This window comes from Paenibacillus dendritiformis (assembly GCF_945605565.1).
In the GTDB taxonomy this organism is placed as follows: domain Bacteria; phylum Bacillota; class Bacilli; order Paenibacillales; family Paenibacillaceae; genus Paenibacillus_B; species Paenibacillus_B dendritiformis_A.
The window spans coordinates 5570231-5594578 of sequence record NZ_OX216966.1; the positions used below are offsets into that span (position 1 = coordinate 5570231).

The window sequence follows — 24348 nt, forward strand, 5'->3', positions numbered from 1 at the left end:
CCTAGTCTCTACCCGTCTGCTTAATGCTATCTTCGCGCTGCCAAGGCTAGCATGAGCCAGCCGATAAGGAAGGCGACGCCTCCAATCGGCGTAATCGCACCCAGCATGGAGAATCCGGTGAAGCATAGCAGATACAAGCTTCCCGAGAAGATGATCATTCCCGTCAACAGGAGGCGGGCCGACCACTGCACCTTCTTCTGGTCCGCCAGCTTATCCGCCAGGATTGCAATCAGAATCAATCCAAGCGCATGCGCCATATGATATTGAACCGCCGTCTCATAGGTCGCCATCCGCTCCGGTGTCAGTCTTGCCTGCATAATATGCGCACCAAACGCCCCCAGCGCAACGGACAACAACATATTCAGGCTTCCTATTATTGCGTAGCGTCGCAGCATGTTGCCACTCCTTTATGGATCATTTGGTGATCTATACTATTTTACGATTCTATCTTATCTGAATCCGCCGCCTTTTTCCACAATGAAATCGAAGGATGTCTTTATGAACGGGTGGATATATATCAACAATCGACAAGGCTTGAGACGCGGGCCGCACACTTTAGGGATGACGAATTGCGGAAAAATGACGGAGCCTGCCGAGGACTGGCCTTTCGCGATCATCTTGTTCTATCGCCGTCGCGTGGCCGGTATCGGGATATATTTAGAAAAAAAAGATATTCACAGGAAAACGGGGCTGCATGGAGAAGTTATAGAAAGCGTTATCATATGAATTAACTGAAAGATACTCTTCCATGTAAAGGTGGCATATGAAAAATGGCGAATCACGTGCTGGACACCCGCATCATCAGCTCCTTAGTCAAAGTTTTTGCCGACGAGCCGCTGCAGGCTCCCGACTTCCGAACCGCAACCGTCCTGCAGGGGGAAGCCCTGCACTTCCAGCTTGCCTACCGCGGAGAAGAACTGTTGAAGGAAGCGGCCATATCGGTACGGGGCGGCGTGGCGGAGGCGATTACGGTTCATAAAGTCGAGCTGGTTCCGTCCGAACTGCCCATCTATGCGCACCATGACGGCAATCTGCTCCGCTCCGCCCCCGGCCTCTATCCGATCTGCTGGCACCCGCAGACCCCCGGGAGGGCATCGTCATCTGTCCCGGACAATGGCGGGCGCTCTGGATTACAGCCGAAGTCGATGAACGGTGGAGCGCGGGCGAGCATCCGATCACGGTCAGTCTGACCACCAGCGGCGGCGGCCTGCTCGCTCAGGAGACGTTCACGCTCGTCGTCCTGCCGGCCGCCCTGCCCAAGCAGCAGCTCAAGCATACCGAATGGTTCCACAGCGACGGCATCGCGACCTGCTACGGCGTGGACGTGTTCAGCGAAGCGCATTGGGAGCTGATTCGGAGGTTCATCCGGACCGCCGTCCGGCACGGCATCAATATGATCCTGACGCCGCTGTTCACGCCTCCGCTGGATACCGACGTCGGAGGGGAGCGTCCGACCGTCCAGCTCGTTGACGTCGCCAAGACAGGCGATCGCTATGCCTTCGGCTTCGCGCGCCTGGAACGCTGGGTGAAGCTCTGCCTGGAGGAGGGCGTCGAATATTTCGAGATGTCCCATCTGTTCACCCAGTGGGGCGCGAAGCATGCGCCGAAGATTATCGCGGCCGTGGACGGCGAGCCGCAGCGCATCTTCGGATGGGAGACGGACGCATCCGGTCCCGAGTACCGCGCGTTCCTGCGCCAGTTCCTGCCGGAGCTGGTTGCCTGGATGAAGGCGAACGAAATCGCGGACCGGGCTCATTTCCATATCTCGGACGAACCGCGCGTCGAGCAGATGGACTCTTACCGCAACGCGGTGGAAGCCGTATCCGATCTGCTGGCGGAGTTCCCGGTGATGGACGCCTTATCCGATTATGATTTCTATCAGAGCGGGCTCGTCCAGGTGCCGGTTCCGGCCAACGATCATATCGAGCCGTTCATCGAGAACGGGGTGAAGCCGCTCTGGACCTATTACTGCTGCTCCCAGTACCGGGAGGTGTCGAACCGCTTCTTCTCGATGCCTTCAGCGCGCAACCGCATTCTCGGCTGGCAGCTGTACAAATTCCAGGCCGACGGCTTCCTCCATTGGGGATATAATTTCTACTATTCGCAATATTCGCGGAAGCCGATCGATCCGTTCCGCACGACGGACGCGTCGTACGCCTTCCCGTCAGGCGACGCCTTCCTCGTCTATCCCGGCGCGGAGGGGCCGCTCGAATCGATCCGGCTCGATGTGCTGCGGGAGGCGCTGCAGGATCTGCGCGCGCTGCAGCTTCTTGAATCCTATATCGGCCGGGAGGCGGTCATCGCACTCATCGAAGAAGATTTGGATGAACCGCTCACCTTCCGCACCTATCCGCACAGCGCCGACTGGCTGCTGAACAAGCGGATGCTGGTGAATGAACGGATTCGGGAAGCGGCTTGCGGCAAGCTGTCCGCTCCATCATAACGGCACGTCCGTGCCGCAGCGAAGACATGACCAGCCTGCGGTAAGGCATGATACCGTTTGCCGCGGAAACATGGTCCCGTCTTCGGAGGGCATGGCCAGTCTGCGGCGAAGACATGACCGGTTCTACGGCGAGCAGAGGATGCTCGGGTAGGGCCGGTTTCTTTTTGGAATTGCAACGATTGCGCGAATGAGATATTATATATGAAACTATATAGTAACTTATGTGATACTTTTAAACCACTACACATTGGAGGTGCAACGATGGCGGCTTCCGCACCAGGGTTGAGCAGCGGGCTTCGCATCATGGAAGCGATCGTCGAATCCGAATCCGGCATCGGATTCAATCAATTGAAGGCAGCGGCCGGCTTGAGCGCAGCCAGTCTGAACCGGTATTTGCAAGTGCTGCTGGAGCAGCAATATGTAGAGAAGGACGCGAATCAGCAATATGTGGCCGGGCCCATGCTGTTCGCCTTGATGCAGCGGGCCGAGCGCCATCACGGGCTCCGCGGCGCGAGCGGCCCGGTGCTGGACCGCATCTCCCGGGAGGCGGGCTGCACCGCGCTCTGGATCGATTTCCGCCACGGGCGCATGATCTGCCGGGACAAGCGGGTGCATCCGGAAGGCGTCGCGATGCAGCAGACGGGCGAGATCCGGACCGATTACCCGCTTCACCCATGGGGCTTCCTGCTGCTGGCGCATGCCGATGAAGCGAGGCGGCGCTTATATCTCGAGCACGCGGAGGACGGAGCCTTGGCGCCATATCGTCCGGATGCGGCGGCCCTGGACCAGTATATTGCCGACGCTGCGAAGCGCGGCCTGGCGGATGATCAGGGGGCCATCCTGCCCCATATTCGCCGCATCGCCGTTCCGGTCTATGACGGGGAGCGGCTCGCCGCCGCGATTGGGGTCGGCATGCCGGGCACTTCCTTCGATGCCCCGTTCATTCACCGCATCTATGAGCTGCTGCAGGACGAGGCCGCGCAGGTGAGGAAGCTGCTGCAGCCTGCGATTCAGGAAGGGAGAGGGGAATCATGAATATGGATGTGAGCAAGAATATGAACCGCAGCAAGACTTTGATCAACGCCAAAAGCACGCGTCCGAATGTCATTTACATTTTGGCTGACGATATGGGATACGGCGACATTTCTTGTCTGAACCCCGATTCCCGAATCGCGACGCCGCATCTGGATCGGCTTGGGCGGGAGGGCCTTATCTATACCGATGCGCATTCCTCCTCCGCCGTTTGCACCCCTTCGCGCTACAGTATCCTGACCGGCCGGTATAACTGGCGCTCGGAATTGAAGGAGGGCGTCCTGTGGGGGTACTCCCCCAGCATCCTCGAAGAAGGCCGAATGACGGTCGCCTCCTTGTTCAAGCAGGCCGGCTATGCTACAGCATGCTACGGGAAATGGCATCTCGGACTCGACTGGCACCGGACCGGCCCCGCGGCCGAAGATGTTGATTTCAGCAAGCCGATTCGGCGCGGTCCGCTCGATGCCGGGTTCGACGAATTCTACGGCATCAGCGCCTCGCTCGATATGCCGCCTTATGTCTATATCGAGAATGATTCCGTGGCGCAGCTGCCGGATCGGCTGACCCGCAACGATGACCGCAAAGGATTTTGGCGGGAAGGCCCAACGGCGCCCGATTTCCGCCATGAGGAGGTGCTGCCCCGGCTGACCCGGAAGGTGCTGGAGCGGATTGAGCAGGGCAGCTCGGCGGCGGACGGCAGCCCGTTCTTCATCTACTTCCCGTTGCCCGCGCCGCATACGCCGATTGTGCCGACGCCGGAATTCGTCGGGCGCTCGGGAACCAACTTGTACGGGGACTTCGTCCTTATGGTCGACGATGTCGTGGGCGCGATTCTGCGCAAGCTGGAGGAATGCGGAATCGCGGACAACACGGTTGTCCTGTACACGAGCGACAACGGATGCTCCCCGAGCGCGGATTATGAGGAGCTGGCCCGCTGCTGCCATAACCCGAGCTACGTCTTCCGCGGCCACAAGGCCGATATTTATGAAGGGGGACACCGTGTTCCGCTGCTCGTACGCTGGCCAGCGCGCATCGCGGCGGGCACCGTCTCCGACGAACCGGTCTGCCTCGTCGACTTCATGGCGACGGCCGCCGGCTTAACGGGCCAGACGCTCCCAGACGATGCGGGCGAGGACAGCGTCAGCCATCTCCTCCTGTGGCTCGGGACGGGCGGAACGGAGCCGCTTCGCGAAGCGATCGTGCATCATTCGATCGACGGCTCCTTCTCGATTCGCAAGGGCGAATGGAAGCTGGAGCTGTGCCCCGGCTCCGGAGGCTGGAGCGATCCGGTGCCTAGACAAGAGCCTCCCGGATCCCCTTCATTCCAGCTGTACCGGCTGAGCGGCGACCTCGGCGAGCGGCAAAATGTGATCGATCGCTTCCCTGATATCGTCCAGGAACTGACGGCCCTGTTGACCCGCTATATCAAGGAAGGACGAAGCACGCCAGGGGTGCCGCAGCCCAATACGGGCATGCCGCGCTGGAGCCAGCTGCACTGGATGGAATAAGCGGAGCGGCCCAAGCGGCCGTCCCCGGCGCACATCCGCCGCAGACAAATAATCATCGTCATCCTCCCTCATCAATCCCGGCCCTCCTGAATAAAGTGAGTAGAAAGCGATTCATCTGCTTATTCAGGGCATTCACTTGGTTAATAAGGAGGGCCATCTATGACCAACCCGTTGTTTATCGTGTCCCGCGAGGACTGGTCGCTCCATCGCAAAGGATATCAGGATCAAGCGCGCCACCAGCAGAAGGTTAACGACGCGATTAAGCAGAATCTCCCCGACCTCATCACTGAGGAAAACATCATCATGTCCGACGGCAAGCAAATCATTAAAGTTCCGATCCGGAGCCTGGATGAATTCCGCTTCGTCTACAATTTCAACAAGAAAAAGCATGTCGGCCAAGGGGACGGCGACAGCCAGGTCGGAGACGTCCTGGGCACCGACGGCTCCCAAGGCGCGGGCAAAGGGCAGCAGGCCGGCGATCAGGCCGGGACGGATGTCATCGAAGCCGAGGTCAGCATCGCAGATCTCGAAACTATGCTGTTCGATGAGCTCGAACTGCCTTATTTGAAGCAAAAGGACAAAGAACAACTGGAGACGACCGACATCCGGTTCAACGATATTCGCAAAAAGGGCATCATGTCCAACATCGACAAGAAGCGGACCATTCTCGAAAACCTGCGCCGCAATGCGCTCGCCGGCACTCCGGGCATTCACCGCATCAGTCCGGATGATCTGCGCTTCAAGACATGGGAGGAGATCGTGAAGCCGCATTCCAATGCCGTCATTATCGCCATGATGGACACGTCCGGCTCGATGGGCTCGTTCGAGAAATATTGCGCGCGCAGCTTCTTCTTCTGGATGACGCGCTTCCTGCGCCGCCAATACGAGAAGGTCGACATGGTCTTCATCGCCCATCATACCGAGGCGAAGGAAGTGAGCGAGGACGAATTTTTCACGCGCGGCGAGAGCGGAGGCACGATCTGCTCATCCGCCTATATCAAGGCGCTGGACATTATCGACAGCCGGTTCCCGCCATCTTCCTACAATATTTATCCGTTCCATTTCTCGGACGGCGATAACTTGACCAGTGACAACGAGCGCTGTGTGAAGCTGATCGGCGAGCTGCTGAAGCGTGCCAATCTGTTCGGCTACGGCGAAGTGAACCAATACAATCGCAGCAGCACACTCATGTCCGCATACCGTCATATTCAGAACCCCCACTTCATGCACTATGTCATCAAGGAAAAGGCCGAGGTGTACCGCGCGCTCAAGCACTTTTTCAAAAAACAGCCGGAAGGGGTGCGCTCATGACAGCCGACGATATGCAGATGCTGAACTATGCCATCGACGAGATTACCGAGATCGCGGCCGGCTTCGGTCTGGACTTCTATCCGATGCGCTACGAGATCTGCCCGGCCGACATTATCTACACGTTCGGCGCTTACGGGATGCCGACCCGCTTCAGTCATTGGAGCTTCGGGAAAACTTTTCATAAAATGAAAATGCAGTACGACTTCGGGTTGAGCAAAATCTACGAGCTCGTCATCAACTCCAACCCGTGCTATGCCTTCCTGCTCGAAGGCAATTCGCTCATTCAGAACAAGCTGATCGTCGCGCATGTGCTGGCGCATTGTGATTTCTTCAAGAACAATGCCCGCTTCTCGGCCTCGAACCGCAATATGGTCGAGAGCATGTCGGCGACGGCCGAGCGCGTCATGCAGTATGAGCTGGAATACGGGACGCAGGCGGTGGAGAGCTTCATCGATGCCGTGCTCGCCATCCAGGAGCATATCGATCCGCAGATCGTGCGGCCGCGGACGCTCGACAAGCAGCGCTATATGGAGCTGAAAATGCGCGAGCAGCGTGAAGGGAAGCCGCCTGGCCCGCCGGGGGCATATGACGACCTGTGGATGCTGGAGGAAATGAAGGCCGCGATGCGCGCCACCTCGTCCCGGGCGGAGATGGCCGACCGCCGCTTCCCGCCGGAGCCGGAGAAGGACATCGTCTGGTTCATCCAGGAATTCTCCCCGGTGCTGGAGGATTGGCAGCGCGACATCATGACGATGCTGCGCGATGAGATGCTCTATTTCTGGCCGCAGATGGAGACGAAAATTATGAACGAAGGCTGGGCCTCTTATTGGCATCAGCGCATCCTGCGGGAGCTGGATCTGACGGCGGAGGAGACGTTCGAGTATGCGAAGCTGAACGCATCGGTCGTGCAGCCGTCGCGCCACAGCCTGAATCCATACTACCTGGGCTTGAAAATATTCGAGGATATCGAGAAGCGCTGGGATAACCCGACGCAGGAGGAGCGCGATCGGTTCGGCCGCCAGCCGGGGCAGGGCCGCGCCAAAATTTTCGAGGTGCGCGAATTCGATTCCGACCAATCGTTCCTGCGCAATTACTTAACGAAGAAGCTGACGGAAGAGCTGGACCTGTATATTTTCGAGAAAAAAGGCCCGGAATGGAAAATTACCGATAAATCATGGGAGAACATCCGCGATCAGCTCGTCTACTCGCGCGTCAACGGCGGCTTCCCCTTCCTTGTCGTCGAAGACGGCGACTACCACCGGAACGGGGAGCTGTTCCTGAAGCATTATTACGAGGGGCTTGAGCTCGATCTGAAATATCTCGAACGGACGCTGCCTTATGTCTACACCTTATGGGGTAAAGCCGTCCACCTCGAGACGAAGGTCGAGGAGAAGATGGTGCTGTTCACCTATGACGGGAAAAAGGTGTCGCGGAAGTTCATGTGAGCATTTCGGTTGTATCGGGGCTGGCCCTTCTCTTCAGGAGAGAGGGGGGCCAGTTTTGTATCTGCTTCGGGTCGGGGCAGGTTCAGATCCCCGTCTGCAGCCGTGAATAGAGTTCATCCCCTATTCGTGTGACGCAATGTCGCGGTTTGAAGTGTATTCAATCATGCTATACCATGCACATCGTCCTTGTGTCGCGGATTATTTAAAGAGATGTCTTTCAAATGGTGGACACTTTTCTGTGGATGGGATATAGTACAACCAAACGAATGAACACTATATATTGTATTTAGTTCATATAAATATGTCCATATGTAGATTTTAATCTTTGAGAGAGAATAACCCCTTCGTGTCCACCTTTGTATGGACATTTTTCGAATTTGTCTTCCTTAAGAGAACAATAATTCCATGATTGCAGTCGAAATAACCGGCCATACGTTTCCTCTCCCGCTCTGTGTTTGATGCTGATTTCAATCCACGAATCCATGTATTCCAGAAGTCAGTAGCTACTCGACTTCTTTTCCCAGCTATTCCTTGCCGATTATAATCAGGTATAATAAAGGAAAAGATGGCAGGAAGGAGAGGCTTGTATGGGAACGGAAACTGATGAACACAACACGGTACATCACCGCCACGATACTTCATATCGCTTCCTGTTGTCCAGCAAAAAACTCTTTGTAGAGTTACTTCGCTCCTTTGTTCAAAAAGAGTGGGTAGAACGTATAGATGAAACGAACGTGCAGGAAATCCCCCATTCGTTTGTTCTTCAAGACTTCAAGCGCAAGGAAGCCGATTTGGTGTACCGCGTGAAGCTGAATGGACAAGATGTCGTATTTTACTTGTTGTTGGAAATGCAGTCCAAAGTGGACTTCCTCATGCCGTACCGCCTGCTGCTTTATCAGGTTGAGATCTGGCGCTATCTTTTGAAAGATCAGGAAAAAACGAAGGGCAAGCCCAAAACATTCCGGCTGCCTCCCATTGTGCCGATTGTGCTGTACAATGGGAAGAGACGCTGGACCGCCAGTCGCCAATTTCGCCAGTTGTTAGCCAATGAAACGATGTTCGGTTCGGAACTCCTGAATTTTGAATATGTCCTTATTGATGTTGCACGATATACAGAAGAAGAGTTGTTGGCTCTTTCCAATACGATTGGTTCTGTGTTTTTGCTTGATCAGACGGCGGATCAGACGGAATTACTGAATCGGCTCGGCAAGCTGATGCATACCATACACCAATTACCAGTGGAAAGCCAGCAGCAATTGGTCGCCTGGATGGCGAATATATTAAGTCAGAAATTGCCGGAAAATGAACCGCATTTGCGCGAGCTTATCCAGAACGTAAAAGGAGGCGTATCGGTTATGGGGCTTGAAAAAACCTTGGATGCCATTAAGCGCGAAGGCAAACAAGAAGGCAAGCGTGAAGCCAAAGAAGAAGTTGTCAAGCAAATGATTGCCGAAGATCTGGATCCTGAATTGATCGCGAGGGTAACAGGCTTCCCTGTAGATATTATCGCAAAGTTAAGGGAACAATCCCATTGATTTATATTATGGGTCGTTTCATTTTGAAACGGCTCTTTTTTGTTCCTATGGCAATTGAAAACCTTCCGGACTTAACCGATCGCGCTATACAATGGGAGGAGACGCTGGACAGCCAGCAGCAATTGGTCGCCTGGATGGCGAATATATTAAGTCAGAAATTGCCGGAAAATGAACCGCATTTGCGCGAGCTTATCCAGAACGTAAAAGGAGGCGTATCGGTTATGGGGCTTGAAAAAACCTTGGATGCCATTAAGCGCGAAGGCAAACAAGAAGGCAAGCGTGAAGCCAAAGAAGAAGTTGTCAAGCAAATGATTGCCCAAGATCTGGATCCTGAATTGATCGCGAGGGTAACAGGCTTCCCTGTAGATATTATCGCAAAGTTAAGGGAACAATCCCATTGATTTATATTACGGGTCGTTTCATTTTTAAACGGCTCTTTTTTGTTCCCATAACATTTGAGTGTGATCGGGGACGGTTGAATAAAAACTGCCGATTACCCGTTTCCTGCTCGTATAAATCGAGAGAGTCATAAAATCAAAATACAAGAGCAGTGAAGCGTTATGCCTCCTGCTTGTTGTTGTGCCGTTTGCATCCGCGTAGGAGGCGACTCGATTTTGAATCTAAAAACCTTTCATTTCAACGAATATCCATGTTCAGAATGGCTGTGCCCCCTCCCCATTCCGCTTCATCACATCGCCTGTCAGAATGGATATCCAAATGTTGCCCGTGTCTTTCCAAGGAGAACTTATCATCATACCGCTGGACTTTATATCGACTTGCGGCATTCTTTCTCTTCTGATATTCCAAAAGGTAAATATCCAGCTCTTGGCTCAATTCTACGACCGTCTTATCGGTGAAATTCTTCTTCTCTGCGGCCACTTGTATCATTTGCTGGCGTACGCTCTCGATTTTGTATCTCAAGCAATCGACTTCGTCAAGAAAAAAAGACATGAAAGTTGCTCCCTTCCACGTATTGTATAACGTTGGGTGCCTGCATCTACATGTTGCTCTTGGTGCAACTTTATCACGTTTTTCCTTTAATTCCCTCATTCTCTTTCAAGGAAAATTCGACAAAATTTATCATTTTTTTCAATAATAAAAGAGACGCTTGGTATACGCGTCCCTTGAGTTACCTCAATTCATATTTCATGCATTGATCAAAGATTTTCTGAAATTTTATTATAATCTCAATGTCTACTCGCTCGTCTTTTTCCATAACAAGCTTCATCATGAGATGGCTACTGCGTTCATTTAATTTGTCGTTGACTTTGGAGTACCACGAAGCGCTTTCCAAATAACATTGAGCCCCATTTTCAATATTTCCGACAGAAACGCAGTAGTCTCCTTTAAGTTTATAGTAGTGGGCCAGTTCGGACTTCTTATACGGAGTAAAGTATGAAATAGAGATAATTTTATTTTCCCGCTTTAATAGCTTTTCAATAGATGCCCAATCATTCATTTCAAGGTATAGTATCATGAGTTGGTTAATAACATGCAACAAAGCATTATCGCCGCAACTCTGCAAACATTCTTCAAGCTGCGACAAGGCAAGTTCTTTATCCCCTTTTTTGACATTCAGGACAGCCATCATTAATTTTGCATTATCTTGAATATGAGGATACGGAAAAGTCATGTACTGTTTCAAATAAGACTCACTCAAAATATACTCGCCTAAATAATAGTAAGAATTATGAACGACAGCGATGGATTCCGCCTTGATCAAGCTTACCGGTATATCCTCGGTTACATTGTTCATGCATAAGTCAATGCTCTCTTGAAAACGCCGCAAATTATACGCATGAACACCTAGCTTATAAAATAAGGTTGTTCGTTCTTCTGCTGATAGAAAATCTATGTAATGTAAAACAAATCGCCCCGAATCATAGGTTGCATGTAGTTTAGTAAAGTCATTTCTTTCAATAAGATATTTCTGAAAAAGAGCTTTGGCCACAAACTTATTGATACCGTGCCCACGGGACTGACGGATAATGAGATCGTACAAGGCGAGTTTGAGCGAGTCGTTGTTCACTTCCTGATCTACAAACTGGTACAGTCTTTCCATCAAATCGATGCTGTCCAAATCCTTGCTATGTAAACAGGCAGATGCCGTTTTAATAATTAAATCCGTTAAATCCGCTCCATCTCCCTTGATTACTTCTCGTAAGATTCCGAACAGAACATCGGATTTTTGCCCTATTTCAAGATATGGTTGTATGACTTCACGAATAGGTATATGTAATGCGTTAGCTATGGGATTAACCTTTTCAAATGAAGGACGTTCTACCTCATCATTTTCAATTTTGGAGATATAGCCTGTGCTGACGCCTGACAACTCGGCAAGTTGGCTTTGTGTAAGATTGGCTTTATTTCTGTATTGTCTTATGCTGTCGCCAATAGTGGAATATTGTAGCGACGACGCTTCCATATCATCACCCTTCCAAGACATCTTTATTTTGACACTACCATAATATTGAATTGATGTAAATAAGATAGAGAGAGTTTAAAAGCGAGGCATCCTCACATAAAAACAGATAACATGCTACGATACCAACGATATATATTTCTCAACTTTACGACTCAGAATTTCAATCCACGCATCCGCATAGGATGCGACGCGCCCTCGTCCAGCAACTTGCCGAACGGGATCGATTTCAATCCACGCATCCGCATAGGATGCGACTTTCCAAAACAACAGCAAGCGCTACATTCTGGGATTTCAATCCACGCATCCGCATAGGATGCGACCCCGGCCCTTCTTAATATGCGATTTCGTCATCTCGATTTCAATCCACGCATCCGCGTAGGATGCGACTGTGCTCTGTGAAGACTATGAGGACGAGACAGAATTTCAATCCACGCATCCGCGTAGGATGCGACCAGGGTACCGTCCCACTTGGGCTTGTCGTACTGTATTTCAATCCACGCATCCGCGTAGGATGCGACGGTTCGCTGCCATCGCTACCGTATGCCATTTGCCAATTTCAATCCACGCATCCGCGTAGGATGCGACGGTCAGGAATACAGCGCGACTTTTACGAATGGGTTATTTCAATCCACGCATCCGCGTAGGATGCGACAGTTACGACCATTCAATTTCACCTCCATTTTATGAATTTCAATCCACGCATCCGCGTAGGATGCGACTTTACGACGGCGCCGAGGATATGGGAGTACATATTATTTCAATCCACGCATCCGCGTAGGATGCGACCGTCATTACCCAGGTGCCGATCCCCCGAGTCAACATTTCAATCCACGCATCCGCGTAGGATGCGACCGTTGGCAGCGGCAAGACCTATCATGCCGTTGCTATTTCAATCCACGCATCCGCTAGGATGCGACAGCGAAAATTGACTGAATGTGTCAAATGTACATTCAAGTATGATTGAATAATTCAGAAAATGAATATAATAATCAAAATTACATTAAATCTATACCTCTTCTTCGGGTAATTTGATAATAATGTAATAATAGTGGTGCGAATGCCCCGGGGATTTCATGTGCACTATACATTCGCACCAGCAGTTGCACCCTATCATCAATTTGTACAACTCCGCTCTCCTCGACGGGGCAAAGGGCTGAATCTCCCACTTGTTCTGTTGAATTCTTTGAACTTGTTCTCTCATTCAGTATATCATGGGCCAGCGTGATAAGGTAATGGCCGTTACGTTCACGGGAAGTCCCTTGAGGGCGTGTTGCTAACGCGAGGGGAAGCCCCGGTTGTTGGCCCGGGGCCTAGCGACACGGGGCTATGTTCGGGCAATATGTCAGTGCCGCTGGCTCTGACGAGGAACGGCTCATGGGGGCTGCCATTCGACTCAACGGTAAGCCAGATGAATGGCGCCCCTCCGCTCCCTTCACCCCAGCTCCATCTCCGGCAGCTCGTCGAGAGCCGGTGCCGCCTTCACTTGGACGAGCTGGCCATTGGTGCGGGCCAGGGTGTAGTATTCGTAGTCGCCGATGACGGTGAAGTCGCCGTCCATGACGCCGGGATAGGCGCGGTTCACGGAGTAGATCTGGCTTCGGTACGCCTGCAAGGCCCGCCCCTTGTGATGGCGGAAGGCCCCGATATCGGCTCGCGCCGTGATCGGGCACGTCTGCGCAGGTCCGGAATCCGGGCAATGGTCGTAGTAATGAGGGATCGAGGTATAGTAGAATAATGGCTTCTGGCGCTCCGGGTAATGCGCTTCAGCCAGCTCAACCGCTCTCTCCGTGGCCCGGGAAATCGCGATATGATCGGGATGTCCGGTCACCCCGTCCGGCGGGAAAGTAATAATGATCTCTGGCCTTCGCTCCACAATTGTGGACTGAATCCGTTGCGCCAGCTTAGACAAGTCAAGCGACTTCAGTTCGCCGTCCGGGTACCGGTACAGCGCGAGCTCGGCGACGCCGAGGATGGAGCAGGCGTTCCGCAGCTCCTGTTCCCGGAACCGGGCCAGTTCTTCGCGGGTAGCGAATTGGAATTCCCCTGACCTCCCCTTGCATCCTGAGGTGGCGCATGCAAGAATCACGTCATGGCCCGCACGGCTCAGCTTGGCTATCGTCCCTCCGGCGGCAAACGATTCATCGTCGGGATGGGCGAAGACGAATAGCCATCTTGTCTTCATTCCCCTTCAGCCTCCCGCTGTTCATCGGTTCCGCGCCTGAAATGTGGATGGCTCAACGTTATCATTGGCGTTTTCCCCTCCCCTTTGTCTCCAAATAAGATAATCCCATGGCGGTGACGCCATAAATCGGCTCCCGGCGGACGTCGTCCCATTGGACATGCGGAGCGTATGCTTCAATCCGGCGCATCAGAGCTTCCCGGACGTGACTTTCATGCTGCAGCACGCCGCCCTGCATAATCGCAACAAAGGGGTCGCAGTGGAACGACAAATGACGAATCACCGCGGCTGCAGCGTAAAACAGTTCGTCAGCGGCTGCCGTTAATATCCGTTGCGCTTCCCGGTCCCCGGCAGAGGCTGCCTGGCCGACGGCGCGGGAGAGCCGGCTTACTTTTTCAATGGAATAAGCTGAGCCATACATCCAGTTAAACAACTCCTCTTCCCGCTCCATGCCTAGATACGGCAGCACCCAGTCCTTAAGCCTCGTGTCTGCTCCCCTTCTGTCATAGGCCCTCAGAATCGCCAACGCCGCCTGCTTGCCGATCCAATAGCCGCTCCCTTCATCGCCGACACGATGGCCCCAGCCGCCCGCTCTGGCCGTCCTTCCCTGCTCGTCGATCCCGTATATAATCGAACCGGTTCCGGCAATCACCAATATTCCTGGCTGACCGCCGGTCGCGCCCAGCAAGGCGGCGTAGCCGTCGTTCTCCACGATCAGGTGCCCGACTTGAAGCGGCAGCAGCGCAAGCGCCTCCTGCACCAATCTGGTGATGGCGAGCCTGTCGGATTCGGTATCCAGTCCGGCAAGGGCGAATACCGCGCATTCCACTTCCACTACGGTCTCTGCATCCGACTCGATACGGCTTCCGCCGCTGTGATCCAGGTCCGCGATCGCTTCGCGAATCGCCGCCGCCAGCTCGCGCATCGCTCCCTCTGTCCCGCTGCCGTGGTAATTGGACGGTCCACCATGTCCTCGTCCGAGCACCTGGCCCTGCCTATCCGTGAGGACGGCAAGGGATTTGGTCCCCCCGCCGTCGACGGCGAGCAGGGGGATGCGGCGCACCGCCATCAACTTCCACTCCACTCGATGATGACTTCGTCCACATGCTCCATCGCCCGCTGAATCTTGTCCTGCGCCTGCCCAACCCATTTCAAATGCGCCTGCTGCTCATTCATCCGAATCTCAATCATCCGCTTGACTTCCTTCGGGCTCGGCCCTCCTGGCAACGAGCGAATATCCACAAAATGCACAGGGTCGAGCGCCTCGCGCAGCGCTTCTTCGTTAAGTGTCGTATCTCGCCCGATATGGCGCCGCGCGCTCTCGTTGACGAGGGAAAGCGTAATCTGATCGGCCGCCTGTCCTTGCGCCAAGGCCTGCCGCACCACGTCGCTGACGATGTGATGGGCCTTGCGGAACGACAAGCCATCGGTTCGAACAAGCGTATCCGCCAGTTCAGTTACCGTGGCGAAGCTTCCCTGCGTCCGCTCGCGCAGCACCTCCTTGTTCACTTCCATTGTGCCGATGACGGCGGCGAACAGGCGGTACATATTATCCATTATGGCGAGGCTTTTCCAGGCATATGGCTGCATGTCGTCCTCAGTGTCCACGATGTCGCCGAACGGCGTATTGTGAATCATCGTCAGCACCGTATTCGTATTACCGACACAGCTCGACAGCAGGGCGCGCATATGCTCGAACGAGACGGGATTGCGCTTCTGCGGCATAATCGAGCTGATCTGCACATACGGGGCCGCCACATGCAGCGCGCCGAACTCCTGCGTGCACCACAGCAGCATATCTTGGACGACCCGGCCCAGATTGATTGCCGCAAGCTGCATGGCCGTCGCAATCTCGCCCAGGTAATCGGCCCCGCCGATGGCGTCATAGGAATTATCGATAAGTTCGTCGAAGGCGAGCAGCTCCATCATCTGCTCCCGGCTGATCGCAAAGCCCGATGTCGTGAGCGCCGCGGCGCCCATGCTGCTGCGGTTGCAATTGGCGTAGGACGCCATCATGCGCCGGATGTCCCGGTTGAGCGAATCGGTGACCGCCATCATATAATGCGCGAGTGTCGTCGGCTGCGCCTGCTGCGTATGCGTGTAGCCGATCATCAGCGTGTCGGCGTGGTCTCCGGCGAACAGCAGCAGCTGCTCTTTTAGCTTCAGCGCGGAAGCCAGCGTCACAAGCAGCTTCTCCCGCAGCACCATCCGGTAGATCGCGATGCCCATGTCGTTGCGGCTGCGTGCCAGATGCAGGTTGCCGGCGATCTCGCCCGCATGCTCCAGCAATTGATGCTCGACCTGGAAGAACAAATCCTCGAACTGCCCCGTATAGCGGGCTTGGCGGAGCGCCTCGGTATCGATCGCCCGAATCGCCCTGGCGATCTGCTTCGCTTCATCAAGCGACACCAACTGCTGCCGCTGCAGCATGATAAGATGGGCCTTATTGATCGCCATCATCGGATCGAGCAAATGGTTTTTTGCTTCATTAAAAGCAGGCTCCAGCACCACCTCTGCGTACGTTTTGCCAGGGAATGAAGTTCCTTCGGCTTCCATCCATTTTTCACGATATCCCATAGCGTTCATGTCACTCCTTCTTTTTGTCTGTTCTCCTCGCCAGCCACTCCTGGATGAGCAAGTTCATATTGCGGCTCGCTTCCTCCACGATGATCTGCCCCGCCTCCAGGGAGCACTGCCGGATGCGGCCCGTGTAGCCGTCCCAGCCTTGCGGAGTTCCTTCCACCAAGACATAGGGCACAGGAGATAAGGGAGGACCTGCATCGAAATCCAGGTCTGATTCCTGTACAGTTACCATATCCGGGCGAAATGCCTTGACAGCGGACATTTCATACGGTCCCCCATGCCCCCGGCCAGCCGTTCCTTGAAAAAGCCCCATCCGCTGCGTGAACTCGACGCTCGCCATCTGCCACCAGTTGATCAGAAGAAAGCTTGCGTCAGGATAGGTGCCGGTCACCTGCTCGGCTGCGGTGCGGGCCGGCCCCATATTGGCATCGTGGGCGTTCAGCAGCACGATATGGCGGATACCGAGCCGGCAAATGCCTTCCACGACATCGGTGAGATAGTCGATAAAGACCGTAGGGCGAACCGGGATCGTGCCCGGATAATGCCGCGTCTTGCCGGGGCAGGCCGAGTACGGAACGGCCGGATAGATCAAAGGATGCAGGGAAGGGTCCATCCGTTCCGCGAAGCTCTCCGCCAAGATCGTATCCGTCCCGAGCGGAGCGTGCGGACCATGGTATTCGACCGAGCCCAACGGAACGACGGCGAACCGCACGTCCCTTGTCACTTGCTCGATGTCCCGCCCGTGAACTTCGATTGCCTTCAATTGATTTGCACCTCCTCTCGCGAGCGAAAATGGAAGAGGGCCCCGGAGGGGCTAAAAGCTGGAGCTGTTCACTTCCGCAACGAAAATTGGATGCTTGCTCGTGAGGCCGTTCACGCACGGAAATCCGTCCGAGTTGACGGCTTATGCTTCCGTCTTGTCTCGGTAATCCGTTCGGGTTGACGGCTCACGCTCCGTCTTTTCGCAAGAATCCGTCCGGGGCCCTCGCCGATGATGCTATGCTGCGCAGACAGCCGTATCCGATTGGCAGCTGTCAGACAATTATTACGCAGCTATCAGGCAGTGTTCAGAGTCGCATAGTTGGGATTGCGTGTACCGCCTTCCTATTGATGCTGGCTAATCATATTGACGAACATTCGCATGGAGCCCGGAACGAGCGCCGGAATCTGGCGGTACCAGACTAAGGAGCTGTACGTATAGACCCCTTTGCCATAATGCGCGGTCAGGAACGTGCCCGTGAACTCCTTCTCTCCCGGGTCGCCGTTCGAGATGAGCGCCGTATACTCCTGGCCCCATTGCGACGGGTTGTAGGCGGAGCGGTCTTGAATCCAGCCGTTCCAATCCTGATTCGTAATCTTGTTCGGCGTGTTGAACATCGGGTGTTCCGGCGCCAGCCTCGTCACCTTCGAATTCTCGTCCGTGACGCGCCACTGAATCAGCGGCGTTCCGATCGTAATCGGATACGGAGCCAGCTCCGGCGACCATTTGTCCTCCGGCTTATGATACTGGACGACCAAATTGCCGCCGTCCTTGACATAGCTGAGCAGGCGCTGATTGCTCGGAATCAATTCTGGGCGGAAGGCGTATGCGCGAATGCCGAGCACGATCGTGTCGTATTGGGACAAATCGCCGGATTCGATATCCTTCGCATCCAGATTGACGACATTAACGCCCGCCTGGCGCAAATATTGGTCGATGTTGTCAAACCCGCTGGACACGTAGCCGACCTTTAATTGGTCCGGCACCTTCAGGTCGAAGGCCTGGATGGTGAGCTCCGCCGGCTGCACCAGGTACGTCCTGCCGATATGCGGGTATTCGATGACCTGCGCCCCATGTGTGCTGAGCACGGCACCGTTCTTCGCGATCGCCTTCACGGAAAAGGTGCCCGGCGCCACGTTCGATGCCGCCTTAACCGTAAATGCGGCCGATTTCATTTCGCCCTTGGCAGCGAAGCTTAGCTCTTCGACGGCCGGCTCGACCGTCCACCCTTCCGGCACGTTTAGCGATACCGACGCTTTGGAAGGGCCCGGCGTGTAGTTGCGCACGGTCACCTTCACCGGAATCGGCTCTCCGGCCCGGAGCGTATTCAGAATCGTGGCGCTTGGGCTAAGCGTCATCGAGTACGGCGGCAGAACAGCGACGGCGTTCTGCGGCGTAACGTCCACCGTCGTCGCCGAGCCGTACGCCTCATATTCGACCTTTCCCTGGAACACCACCGGGTCATAAGGCTTGAACAGCGGCGCGTTCGCGGGAACTGTCACCTCGAAGGCGACGGATGCAGTTTCGTTGTAGCCCAATTGCTCGAAGCGGGTCGCTCCGGCCGACGCTGCCTTCCAGCCTGCGGGCACGTTGAGGCTCAGGTTAATGTTGCGCAATGTCGTGGAACCGCCGTTGAAGACCGAGACAACGACCTTCGTCGTCTGGCCCGCCACCAGTTCACTCTCGGCCGGCTTGACCTTCGCCACGACGGATGCCGCTTCCATGCTGGCCGTATTCAACTGTGCTTCCTTGACCTGAAGCCGATGGAGCAGATCCTCCTTGGCTGCCGCCTCCAGGCCGGATGCGTTGACGTCGGCGAGCGCGGTCTGCACATCGGCTTTCATCTTATGGACTTCCTTCAGCACGTCGGCGAAACTCGGGTAGGCGGCAATGACTTCATTCGCATCCTTATGCAAGGCGCGCAAATCGCGAACCACCTTGCTGTCTTTGCCCATCCCCTCGATGTCCTTCGCCAAATCCTCAAAGGTGAAGGCGATGCCATCGAAGAAATCATTCTCTTTCTCCTTCGATGCGACCGTGCTTAGCTCGAGCTTGTAATACTTGCTGAACAGTTCCCCTTGCACGGGGCCTTCGTCATACACCCTGCCCATGCCCTGGCTTCGGTGCATGAAGCGGGATTCTTCCCCAAGCTGAAGATACGACGCGCCGTAGATTTCATCGTAGTCGCCAACCGGTGCATTCACGCTGTAATCCTTGGAATTGGCCGGCACGTACAGCTTCTTGATTTGCCAGGGTTGAAGCCCCTTTTTCAGATGTTCAGGAAAAATGTCCGGATTCGCTGCATCCTTGAACGCCCTGACGGTAAGCACGTTGATCGTTCGGTGATGTCCATGCGTGGAGGCTTCGTTCAAGAACGAAGGAATGATGACATCCGGGCGGAGCTCGCGAATTTTTCGAATCAAGCGCTCGTAGACGACGGAGTCGCCCCATTTGTCCAGCGTCTCCTCCACGCTCTTCGAAAAGCCGAAATCGTAGATCGGATCGTCCAGCTTCTCGCCAAGCATGCCTAACGTCACGTTAGTGATGCGGGATGCCTCCTGCAGCTCACGGGTCCGAATGACGCCGAGGGCCTGCCCCAGTTCGCTCCCGATCTCGTTCTGACCGCCTTCCCCTCTGACCGCGATGACGCTGGAGGTGCTCACGCCTCGCCCCAAGGACAGGTAAGCCAAGGTCGCGCTGTGCTCATCATCGGGGTGAGCCCCCGTGTTCATGGCGCTCGCGATCGTCGTCAATGGCCGAATCGCCTTCCACAGATCGGCGACCCCGCGATCCGCATACGCGGGTTGGGCTTGAGCGGACAGCAGGGCGCTGCCCGCCAACACCACGCTCATGACCATGGAACAGAACCTCCAAGCTGACTTGCCTTTGATCATCAAATCCCTCCTCTAATGGTGGAATGCTTTCCAGCAGGGAATGGCCCGTTCCCCGCTGCATATCATCACGTGGATCGCGAACCCCTAGGTGTTCCCACGAAATGACCGACCGTTACATAGCTGTGCTGTCACCCGTTATTTTGCGCGATACGAAGAGCACGATGATGATCAAGGAAATTTGCAACACGCCGTACGCGCAAGCCGTCCCGAATTCAAATGAATACATCCGCTGAAAAATTTCGACGGATAACGGAGTGCTTTTGGCGGTAAAGAGCAAAATGGAGGAAACAAATTCCCCGATGCCCTGCACGAACGCGAGCAGGGTTCCCGCCAGAATCCCGCTTAACGCCATCGGGAACACGACCCGGCGGAAGCTGTACCACCACGATGCGCCCAGATTGCGCGCCGCCTCCTCGACCGATGCGTCCATCTGGACCAAGGTGGCGGAGGTGGACCGGAACACTAACGGCAAATGGCGGACGAAATACGCCAACGGAAGTATCCAAAAGCTGCCGATGAGCACCTGATTGAAGCTGAATACGGTAGGCTCGCTGAAGGCGGCGATCAGGTTGACCGCGACGACCGTGCCGGGCAAGGCCCACGGAAGCATAATCAGCGCGTCAAGCAGCGTTTTGCCTCGGAAGGACAAGCGCACCATCGCATAAGCGGCAGCGACGCCGAAGATCACATTGCCGATGGTGGCCACGAAGCTCATCTGGAAGCTGTTCGCAATCGGCCGCCACGTTTTGCTGTCGGTGAACAGCTTCACGTAATGCTCCACCGTATATTCGGGAGGCAAAATCTGCGTCGTCCACCTGCCGTCCGCCGAGAACGAAATCAGAACGAGCACGAGAATGGGAAGCAGCAGCACGATCACGCCTGCGATTGACAGGAGCATGGCGACATATTTGCCCGCGGCGCTTTTCACTTCCGTCCGATGCACGCTGACCCCCTTGCTCATGTTCTGATAATTACGCAGGCCCTGATACCAGCGCATGACGAGCAGGAACACGATCGACACGACTGACAGGATGGTGGACTGAGCCGCCGCCATATCGAGATTGCCGTTCGTCCGGGACAAATAAATCTGCATCGTCATCGTCCGCTCAATGCCGAAAATAAGCGGAGCGGTATAGGAAGCCATCGCGATCATGAACACGAGCAGCGACGAGGCGACCAAGGCCGGGGTCAGCATCGGCAAAATAACGCGCCGCCATATGTAGATCCGTCCCGCGCCGAGACTGGCCGCCGCCTCTTCCAGCGACGGGTCGAGATTGCGGATCGCCGACGATGCCGTCATGTAAAAGTAGGTGTACATCGTGAACGTATGGACGACGAGCACGCCCCAGATGCCTTTTAAGGCAAACGGCACCTGTTCAAGCTGAAACAGCTCCTTGAGCGCCCGCGGAATAATGCCGCTTTCCCCATAGAGAAACGTGAATGACAGCACGCCGACGAGCGGCGGCAAGGCCATCGGCACGAGCACGAGAACGGCGAGGATTTTGCGGCCGGGGAACTCGTAGCGTTCCAGCAGAAAGGCCATCGCAACGCCGACAATCGCGCAGGTGATCACGCTTAACACCGAAATATAAATGCTGGTCCAGAGCGCTTCCAGATTGGAGGTATGCTCCAGGCTAAAAAAGCGGGCATAGTTTTGAAGCGAGAATTGATCCTCTGCCTGAATACTTTGCATAAACGTTTGGAACAACGGATATACGACATAAGCCAACAGCACCAAAAACAAGGGCGCGACCAGGACATAGACAAAATAAGGCGACTGCGCAATGGAAATGGGTCGGAATGGTGCAATTCCCGGTTTCCTCGGTTTTATGTTCCGTTTCGGTATCATCGTTCATCCCCTCTCTATTCCAAGAAGTAGATGCTTTCTTTTGGAATGAACAAGGAAATGGCTTCCCCTCTTCCTCGCACCCGATGCCCTTGATTGACGAACATCGCCTTCAATTGCCGTCCCGCCGCTTGCGACACATAGTTCACGCTCACGCCCGTAAATTCGGAGATGATCACGCTGCCGTGGACCACATTGTCCGCGGGTTCTCCTGGCATTGATTCGCGTATCGATTCCGGACGTATGGACATCGTAACGCGCTTGCCCGCTTCCAGTTGGCAGTCCGGCGAAGCGTTCGCAATCAGCCCCGTCAGGACCAGATCCGGAGCGATGCGAATGACCGCTTCTCCGTCTTTGATTCGTTCCACGGTTCCTTCCCACAGGTTGGATTCCCCGATAAAGGAGGCCACAAACCGGTTAACCGGACGATGATAAATCTCCTCCGGGCTCCCTATCTGCTGCACCACGCCGCCCTGCATTACCATTATCCGGTCCGACATCGCCATCGCTTCGGCCTGATCATGCGTGACATAGATCGTCGTGATTCCGAGCTCCAGCTGCAGTCTTTTTATTTCGATTCTCGTTTCTTCTCTCAGCTTCGCATCCAGATTCGATAACGGCTCATCAAGAAGCAGGATTTGCGGCTCGATTACAAGCGCGCGGGCCAGCGCTACCCGCTGCTGCTGGCCGCCAGACAATTGATCGATGCGGCGGCTGCCGTACCCCTCCAAGTGAACTTGCTTCTGCGCGCGTTCGACGCGCTGCACGATGTCGGACTTCGCGACCTTTCTCACTTGCAGGCCGAATGCGATATTTTCAAACACCGTCATATGCGGAAACAACGCATAGTTCTGAAACACCATGCCCGTATTTCGTTTGTTCGGGGGAAGTGTCGTCACATCGTTGCTGCCGAACAGGATGCGGCCCTCGCTCGGATAGTAGAAGCCCGCGATCATTCGCAGCGTCGTCGTCTTGCCGCAGCCGCTCGGCCCAAGAAAGGTGAAAAATTCCCCAGGGTGAATCCGGACATGAACGTCCGCGACTCCCTTTACGTTTCCGAATTGTTTGCTCACATGATCCAGGTTGACCTCTATCAAGTTGCTTGCCCCCTTGGTAATGTGCTCAGGCGGAGAAGCCCCCGCCCGATGCCTTAGTTGGACCCTTTGCCCTTGATGTTCTCGTCCCAATGCTGCATCCATTCCTTCTCCTTCTCCGCCATGACCGCCCAATCCAGCGGCAGCGGCTTCAACTCCAGTCCTTGCAGCCATGCCGGGAGCGTATCCTTGCTAATATCCGTACGCGTCGGAATCTGGTACAGCTTCTCCGCCAGCTCCACCCGCAGGTTGGAATCGAACAGGAATTCATAAAATTTCTTCGCTGCTTCCATGTTCTTGGCGCCCTTGACCACGCCGACCCCATCGACCAGAATCGGCGCGCCGCTGGCCGGATAGATGAAGTCGAACGGCTGCTTCTGCAATTCCTTCTGAATCATGATATCCTGCAGATTCCACAGCGACAGCGTGCCTTCCTCGCGCGCCAGCTTCAGATACAGGTTGGTTGGATCCTGCGCGTATTCCTTCGTATTGGCGTCGAGCTTCTTCAGCCATTCATAGCCTGGGGCCGGATCGTTAGCGTCTTGACGGTAGATCATGGCTGAATATATCGTTCTCATCGTTCCGGAAGCGAGCACCCCGCGAATAATGATTTTCCCTTTGTATTGGGGATCCAGCAGGTCATCCCAATCTTGGGGCGCCTCTTCTTTTTTCAACGCTGCGGAGTTGTACATGATCACTTCCGGCAGCAGCATTTCGCCGTACCAGCGATCCTCGCTGTCTTTGTAAAGCTCCGGAATGCTGTCGGCGAAGCTCGGCTTCACGCTGACGAGCAGCCCTTCATCCGCCGCGGTCATCAGGGCCGATTGCGTGCCGCCCCACCAGAAATCCGCCTGTGGGTTCGCTTTTTCCCCGCGCACGCGCTCCAAAATTTGCTGCGCCCCCATCGTAAGCACTTCCACCTCGACCTCCGGATGCTTCTCCTCGAACTTCGGAATGATTTCCTCGACCACGTTCTTGTCCCTCGCCGTATAGATAACAAGCCTCTGCTTCTCAGAACCGTTCGTTCCCGCTGGCTGGCCGCCTTCGGAAGCGGTGCCGCTGCAGGCGGTCACCATCAGCATGACCATGCTGAGAGCAGCCCCCATCAACCACGTAATTGCTGATTTTTTTGTGTGTCTCATCATTGACCTCCCGTAAATTTGAAATTTTTTCTCTCTTTTCTGAAAATCAATAAGTTTTCACAATTCTCTGATCTGTTACAAAATTACTAATGAGTTAATTAATAGTATTTTTTATTAATAAACGCCTGCGGAGAAAAGCCATATAAAAAGC

At 54.7% G+C, this 24348-nt stretch carries 20 protein-coding genes and 1 CRISPR repeat array; of the genes, 9 read left to right on the plus strand and 11 right to left on the minus strand.

Annotated elements, in window-relative coordinates; genetic code table 11:
* Positions 1-26 precede the first annotated feature (26 nt).
* A complete protein-coding gene (locus tag NNL35_RS25060; RefSeq protein ID WP_006674989.1) occupies positions 27-395 on the minus strand; it encodes a DUF423 domain-containing protein in 369 nt (122 codons plus the stop codon).
* 82 nt (positions 396-477) lie between these two features.
* Between NNL35_RS25060 and NNL35_RS25065 the strand changes: the two genes are divergently transcribed.
* The 9 genes from NNL35_RS25065 (at position 478) to NNL35_RS25100 (ending at position 9675) form a co-directional block, all read left to right on the plus strand.
* Positions 478-726, plus strand: coding sequence for a hypothetical protein (locus tag NNL35_RS25065; protein WP_254553831.1), 249 nt, complete (start codon positions 478-480; stop codon positions 724-726).
* A 44-nt stretch (positions 727-770) separates the two neighbouring features.
* Complete coding sequence (locus NNL35_RS30560) at positions 771-1190, plus strand: hypothetical protein (protein ID WP_337999286.1); 420 nt, start codon at positions 771-773, stop codon at positions 1188-1190.
* Positions 1191-1318: 128 nt separating this feature from the next.
* Positions 1319-2443, plus strand: coding sequence for a DUF4091 domain-containing protein (locus NNL35_RS25070; protein WP_338111508.1), 1125 nt, complete (start codon positions 1319-1321; stop codon positions 2441-2443).
* Positions 2444-2704: 261 nt separating this feature from the next.
* Positions 2705-3478: an IclR family transcriptional regulator gene (locus tag NNL35_RS25075; RefSeq protein ID WP_006674991.1), complete on the plus strand. Its 774-nt coding sequence runs from the start codon at positions 2705-2707 to the stop codon at positions 3476-3478.
* Positions 3475-4983, plus strand: coding sequence for a sulfatase family protein (locus NNL35_RS25080; protein ID WP_006674992.1), 1509 nt, complete (start codon positions 3475-3477; stop codon positions 4981-4983). The genes NNL35_RS25075 and NNL35_RS25080 overlap by 4 nt, the downstream gene beginning before the upstream one ends.
* A 159-nt stretch (positions 4984-5142) precedes the next feature.
* Positions 5143-6294 (plus strand): sporulation protein YhbH, encoded by a 1152-nt coding sequence (yhbH, locus tag NNL35_RS25085; RefSeq protein ID WP_006674993.1) that lies wholly within the window; start codon positions 5143-5145, stop codon positions 6292-6294.
* Positions 6291-7739 carry a SpoVR family protein gene (locus tag NNL35_RS25090; RefSeq protein ID WP_006674994.1) on the plus strand — a complete coding sequence of 483 codons (1449 nt, stop codon included), beginning with the start codon at positions 6291-6293 and terminating at the stop codon, positions 7737-7739. The genes yhbH and NNL35_RS25090 overlap by 4 nt, the downstream gene beginning before the upstream one ends.
* A gap of 587 nt (positions 7740-8326) precedes the next feature.
* Positions 8327-9274, plus strand: a complete 948-nt coding sequence (locus tag NNL35_RS25095) for an Rpn family recombination-promoting nuclease/putative transposase (protein WP_254553832.1) — start codon at positions 8327-8329, stop codon at positions 9272-9274.
* Positions 9271-9675 (plus strand): RpnC/YadD family protein, encoded by a 405-nt coding sequence (locus NNL35_RS25100; RefSeq protein ID WP_254553833.1) that lies wholly within the window; start codon positions 9271-9273, stop codon positions 9673-9675. The genes NNL35_RS25095 and NNL35_RS25100 overlap by 4 nt, the downstream gene beginning before the upstream one ends.
* Before the next feature lie 235 nt (positions 9676-9910).
* Here the strand turns inward: NNL35_RS25100 and NNL35_RS25105 are convergent, their stop codons facing one another.
* The 10 genes from NNL35_RS25105 to NNL35_RS25150 form a co-directional block, all read right to left on the minus strand.
* Positions 9911-10225: an aspartyl-phosphate phosphatase Spo0E family protein gene (locus NNL35_RS25105; protein WP_111154454.1), complete on the minus strand. Its 315-nt coding sequence runs from the start codon at positions 10223-10225 to the stop codon at positions 9911-9913.
* A gap of 178 nt (positions 10226-10403) precedes the next feature.
* Positions 10404-11699 carry a helix-turn-helix domain-containing protein gene (locus tag NNL35_RS25110; protein WP_254553834.1) on the minus strand — a complete coding sequence of 432 codons (1296 nt, stop codon included), beginning with the start codon at positions 11697-11699 and terminating at the stop codon, positions 10404-10406.
* Between the two features lie 157 nt (positions 11700-11856).
* Positions 11857-12551: a CRISPR direct-repeat array (repeat unit 32 nt; unit sequence ATTTCAATCCACGCATCCGCGTAGGATGCGAC).
* 580 nt (positions 12552-13131) lie between these two features.
* On the minus strand, positions 13132-13881 hold the full coding sequence (locus NNL35_RS25115; protein WP_254553835.1) for a PIG-L deacetylase family protein: 750 nt from the start codon (positions 13879-13881) through the stop codon (positions 13132-13134).
* 61 nt (positions 13882-13942) lie between these two features.
* Entirely contained in the window at positions 13943-14947 is a 1005-nt protein-coding gene (locus NNL35_RS25120; RefSeq protein WP_254554004.1) for an N-acetylglucosamine kinase, read from the minus strand.
* The gene (gene argH, locus NNL35_RS25125) at positions 14947-16455 is read right to left on the minus strand and encodes an argininosuccinate lyase (RefSeq protein ID WP_254554005.1); all 1509 of its coding nucleotides are present in this window, start codon (positions 16453-16455) and stop codon (positions 14947-14949) included. The genes NNL35_RS25120 and argH overlap by 1 nt, the downstream gene beginning before the upstream one ends.
* A 10-nt stretch (positions 16456-16465) precedes the next feature.
* The gene (locus NNL35_RS25130; protein WP_254553836.1) at positions 16466-17224 is read right to left on the minus strand and encodes a creatininase family protein; all 759 of its coding nucleotides are present in this window, start codon (positions 17222-17224) and stop codon (positions 16466-16468) included.
* 341 nt (positions 17225-17565) lie between these two features.
* Positions 17566-20115, minus strand: coding sequence for an NEW3 domain-containing protein (locus tag NNL35_RS25135; RefSeq protein WP_254553837.1), 2550 nt, complete (start codon positions 20113-20115; stop codon positions 17566-17568).
* A 112-nt stretch (positions 20116-20227) separates the two neighbouring features.
* Positions 20228-21964, minus strand: a complete 1737-nt coding sequence (locus NNL35_RS25140; protein WP_254553838.1) for an ABC transporter permease — start codon at positions 21962-21964, stop codon at positions 20228-20230.
* 14 nt (positions 21965-21978) lie between these two features.
* Positions 21979-23058, minus strand: a complete 1080-nt coding sequence (locus NNL35_RS25145; RefSeq protein WP_254553839.1) for an ABC transporter ATP-binding protein — start codon at positions 23056-23058, stop codon at positions 21979-21981.
* A gap of 53 nt (positions 23059-23111) precedes the next feature.
* Positions 23112-24197: an extracellular solute-binding protein gene (locus tag NNL35_RS25150; protein WP_254553840.1), complete on the minus strand. Its 1086-nt coding sequence runs from the start codon at positions 24195-24197 to the stop codon at positions 23112-23114.
* Positions 24198-24348 lie beyond the last annotated feature (151 nt).

Excerpts from the sequence above, each read along its gene's own strand:
- NNL35_RS25060 (WP_006674989.1), bottom strand. The coding sequence starts at position 395 with ATGCTGCGACGCTACGCAATAATAGGAAGCCTGAATATGTTGTTGTCC.
- NNL35_RS25065 (WP_254553831.1), top strand. The coding sequence starts at position 478 with ATGAAATCGAAGGATGTCTTTATGAACGGGTGGATATATATCAACAAT.
- NNL35_RS30560 (WP_337999286.1), top strand. The coding sequence starts at position 771 with ATGGCGAATCACGTGCTGGACACCCGCATCATCAGCTCCTTAGTCAAA.
- NNL35_RS25075 (WP_006674991.1), top strand. The coding sequence starts at position 2,705 with ATGGCGGCTTCCGCACCAGGGTTGAGCAGCGGGCTTCGCATCATGGAA.
- NNL35_RS25080 (WP_006674992.1), top strand. The coding sequence starts at position 3,475 with ATGAATATGGATGTGAGCAAGAATATGAACCGCAGCAAGACTTTGATC.
- yhbH (WP_006674993.1), top strand. The coding sequence starts at position 5,143 with ATGACCAACCCGTTGTTTATCGTGTCCCGCGAGGACTGGTCGCTCCAT.
- NNL35_RS25090 (WP_006674994.1), top strand. The coding sequence starts at position 6,291 with ATGACAGCCGACGATATGCAGATGCTGAACTATGCCATCGACGAGATT.
- NNL35_RS25095 (WP_254553832.1), top strand. The coding sequence starts at position 8,327 with ATGGGAACGGAAACTGATGAACACAACACGGTACATCACCGCCACGAT.
- NNL35_RS25105 (WP_111154454.1), bottom strand. The coding sequence starts at position 10,225 with ATGTCTTTTTTTCTTGACGAAGTCGATTGCTTGAGATACAAAATCGAG.
- NNL35_RS25110 (WP_254553834.1), bottom strand. The coding sequence starts at position 11,699 with ATGGAAGCGTCGTCGCTACAATATTCCACTATTGGCGACAGCATAAGA.
- NNL35_RS25115 (WP_254553835.1), bottom strand. The coding sequence starts at position 13,881 with ATGAAGACAAGATGGCTATTCGTCTTCGCCCATCCCGACGATGAATCG.
- NNL35_RS25120 (WP_254554004.1), bottom strand. The coding sequence starts at position 14,947 with ATGGCGGTGCGCCGCATCCCCCTGCTCGCCGTCGACGGCGGGGGGACC.
- argH (WP_254554005.1), bottom strand. The coding sequence starts at position 16,455 with ATGGGATATCGTGAAAAATGGATGGAAGCCGAAGGAACTTCATTCCCT.
- NNL35_RS25135 (WP_254553837.1), bottom strand. The coding sequence starts at position 20,115 with ATGATCAAAGGCAAGTCAGCTTGGAGGTTCTGTTCCATGGTCATGAGC.
- NNL35_RS25140 (WP_254553838.1), bottom strand. The coding sequence starts at position 21,964 with ATGATACCGAAACGGAACATAAAACCGAGGAAACCGGGAATTGCACCA.
- NNL35_RS25150 (WP_254553840.1), bottom strand. The coding sequence starts at position 24,197 with ATGAGACACACAAAAAAATCAGCAATTACGTGGTTGATGGGGGCTGCT.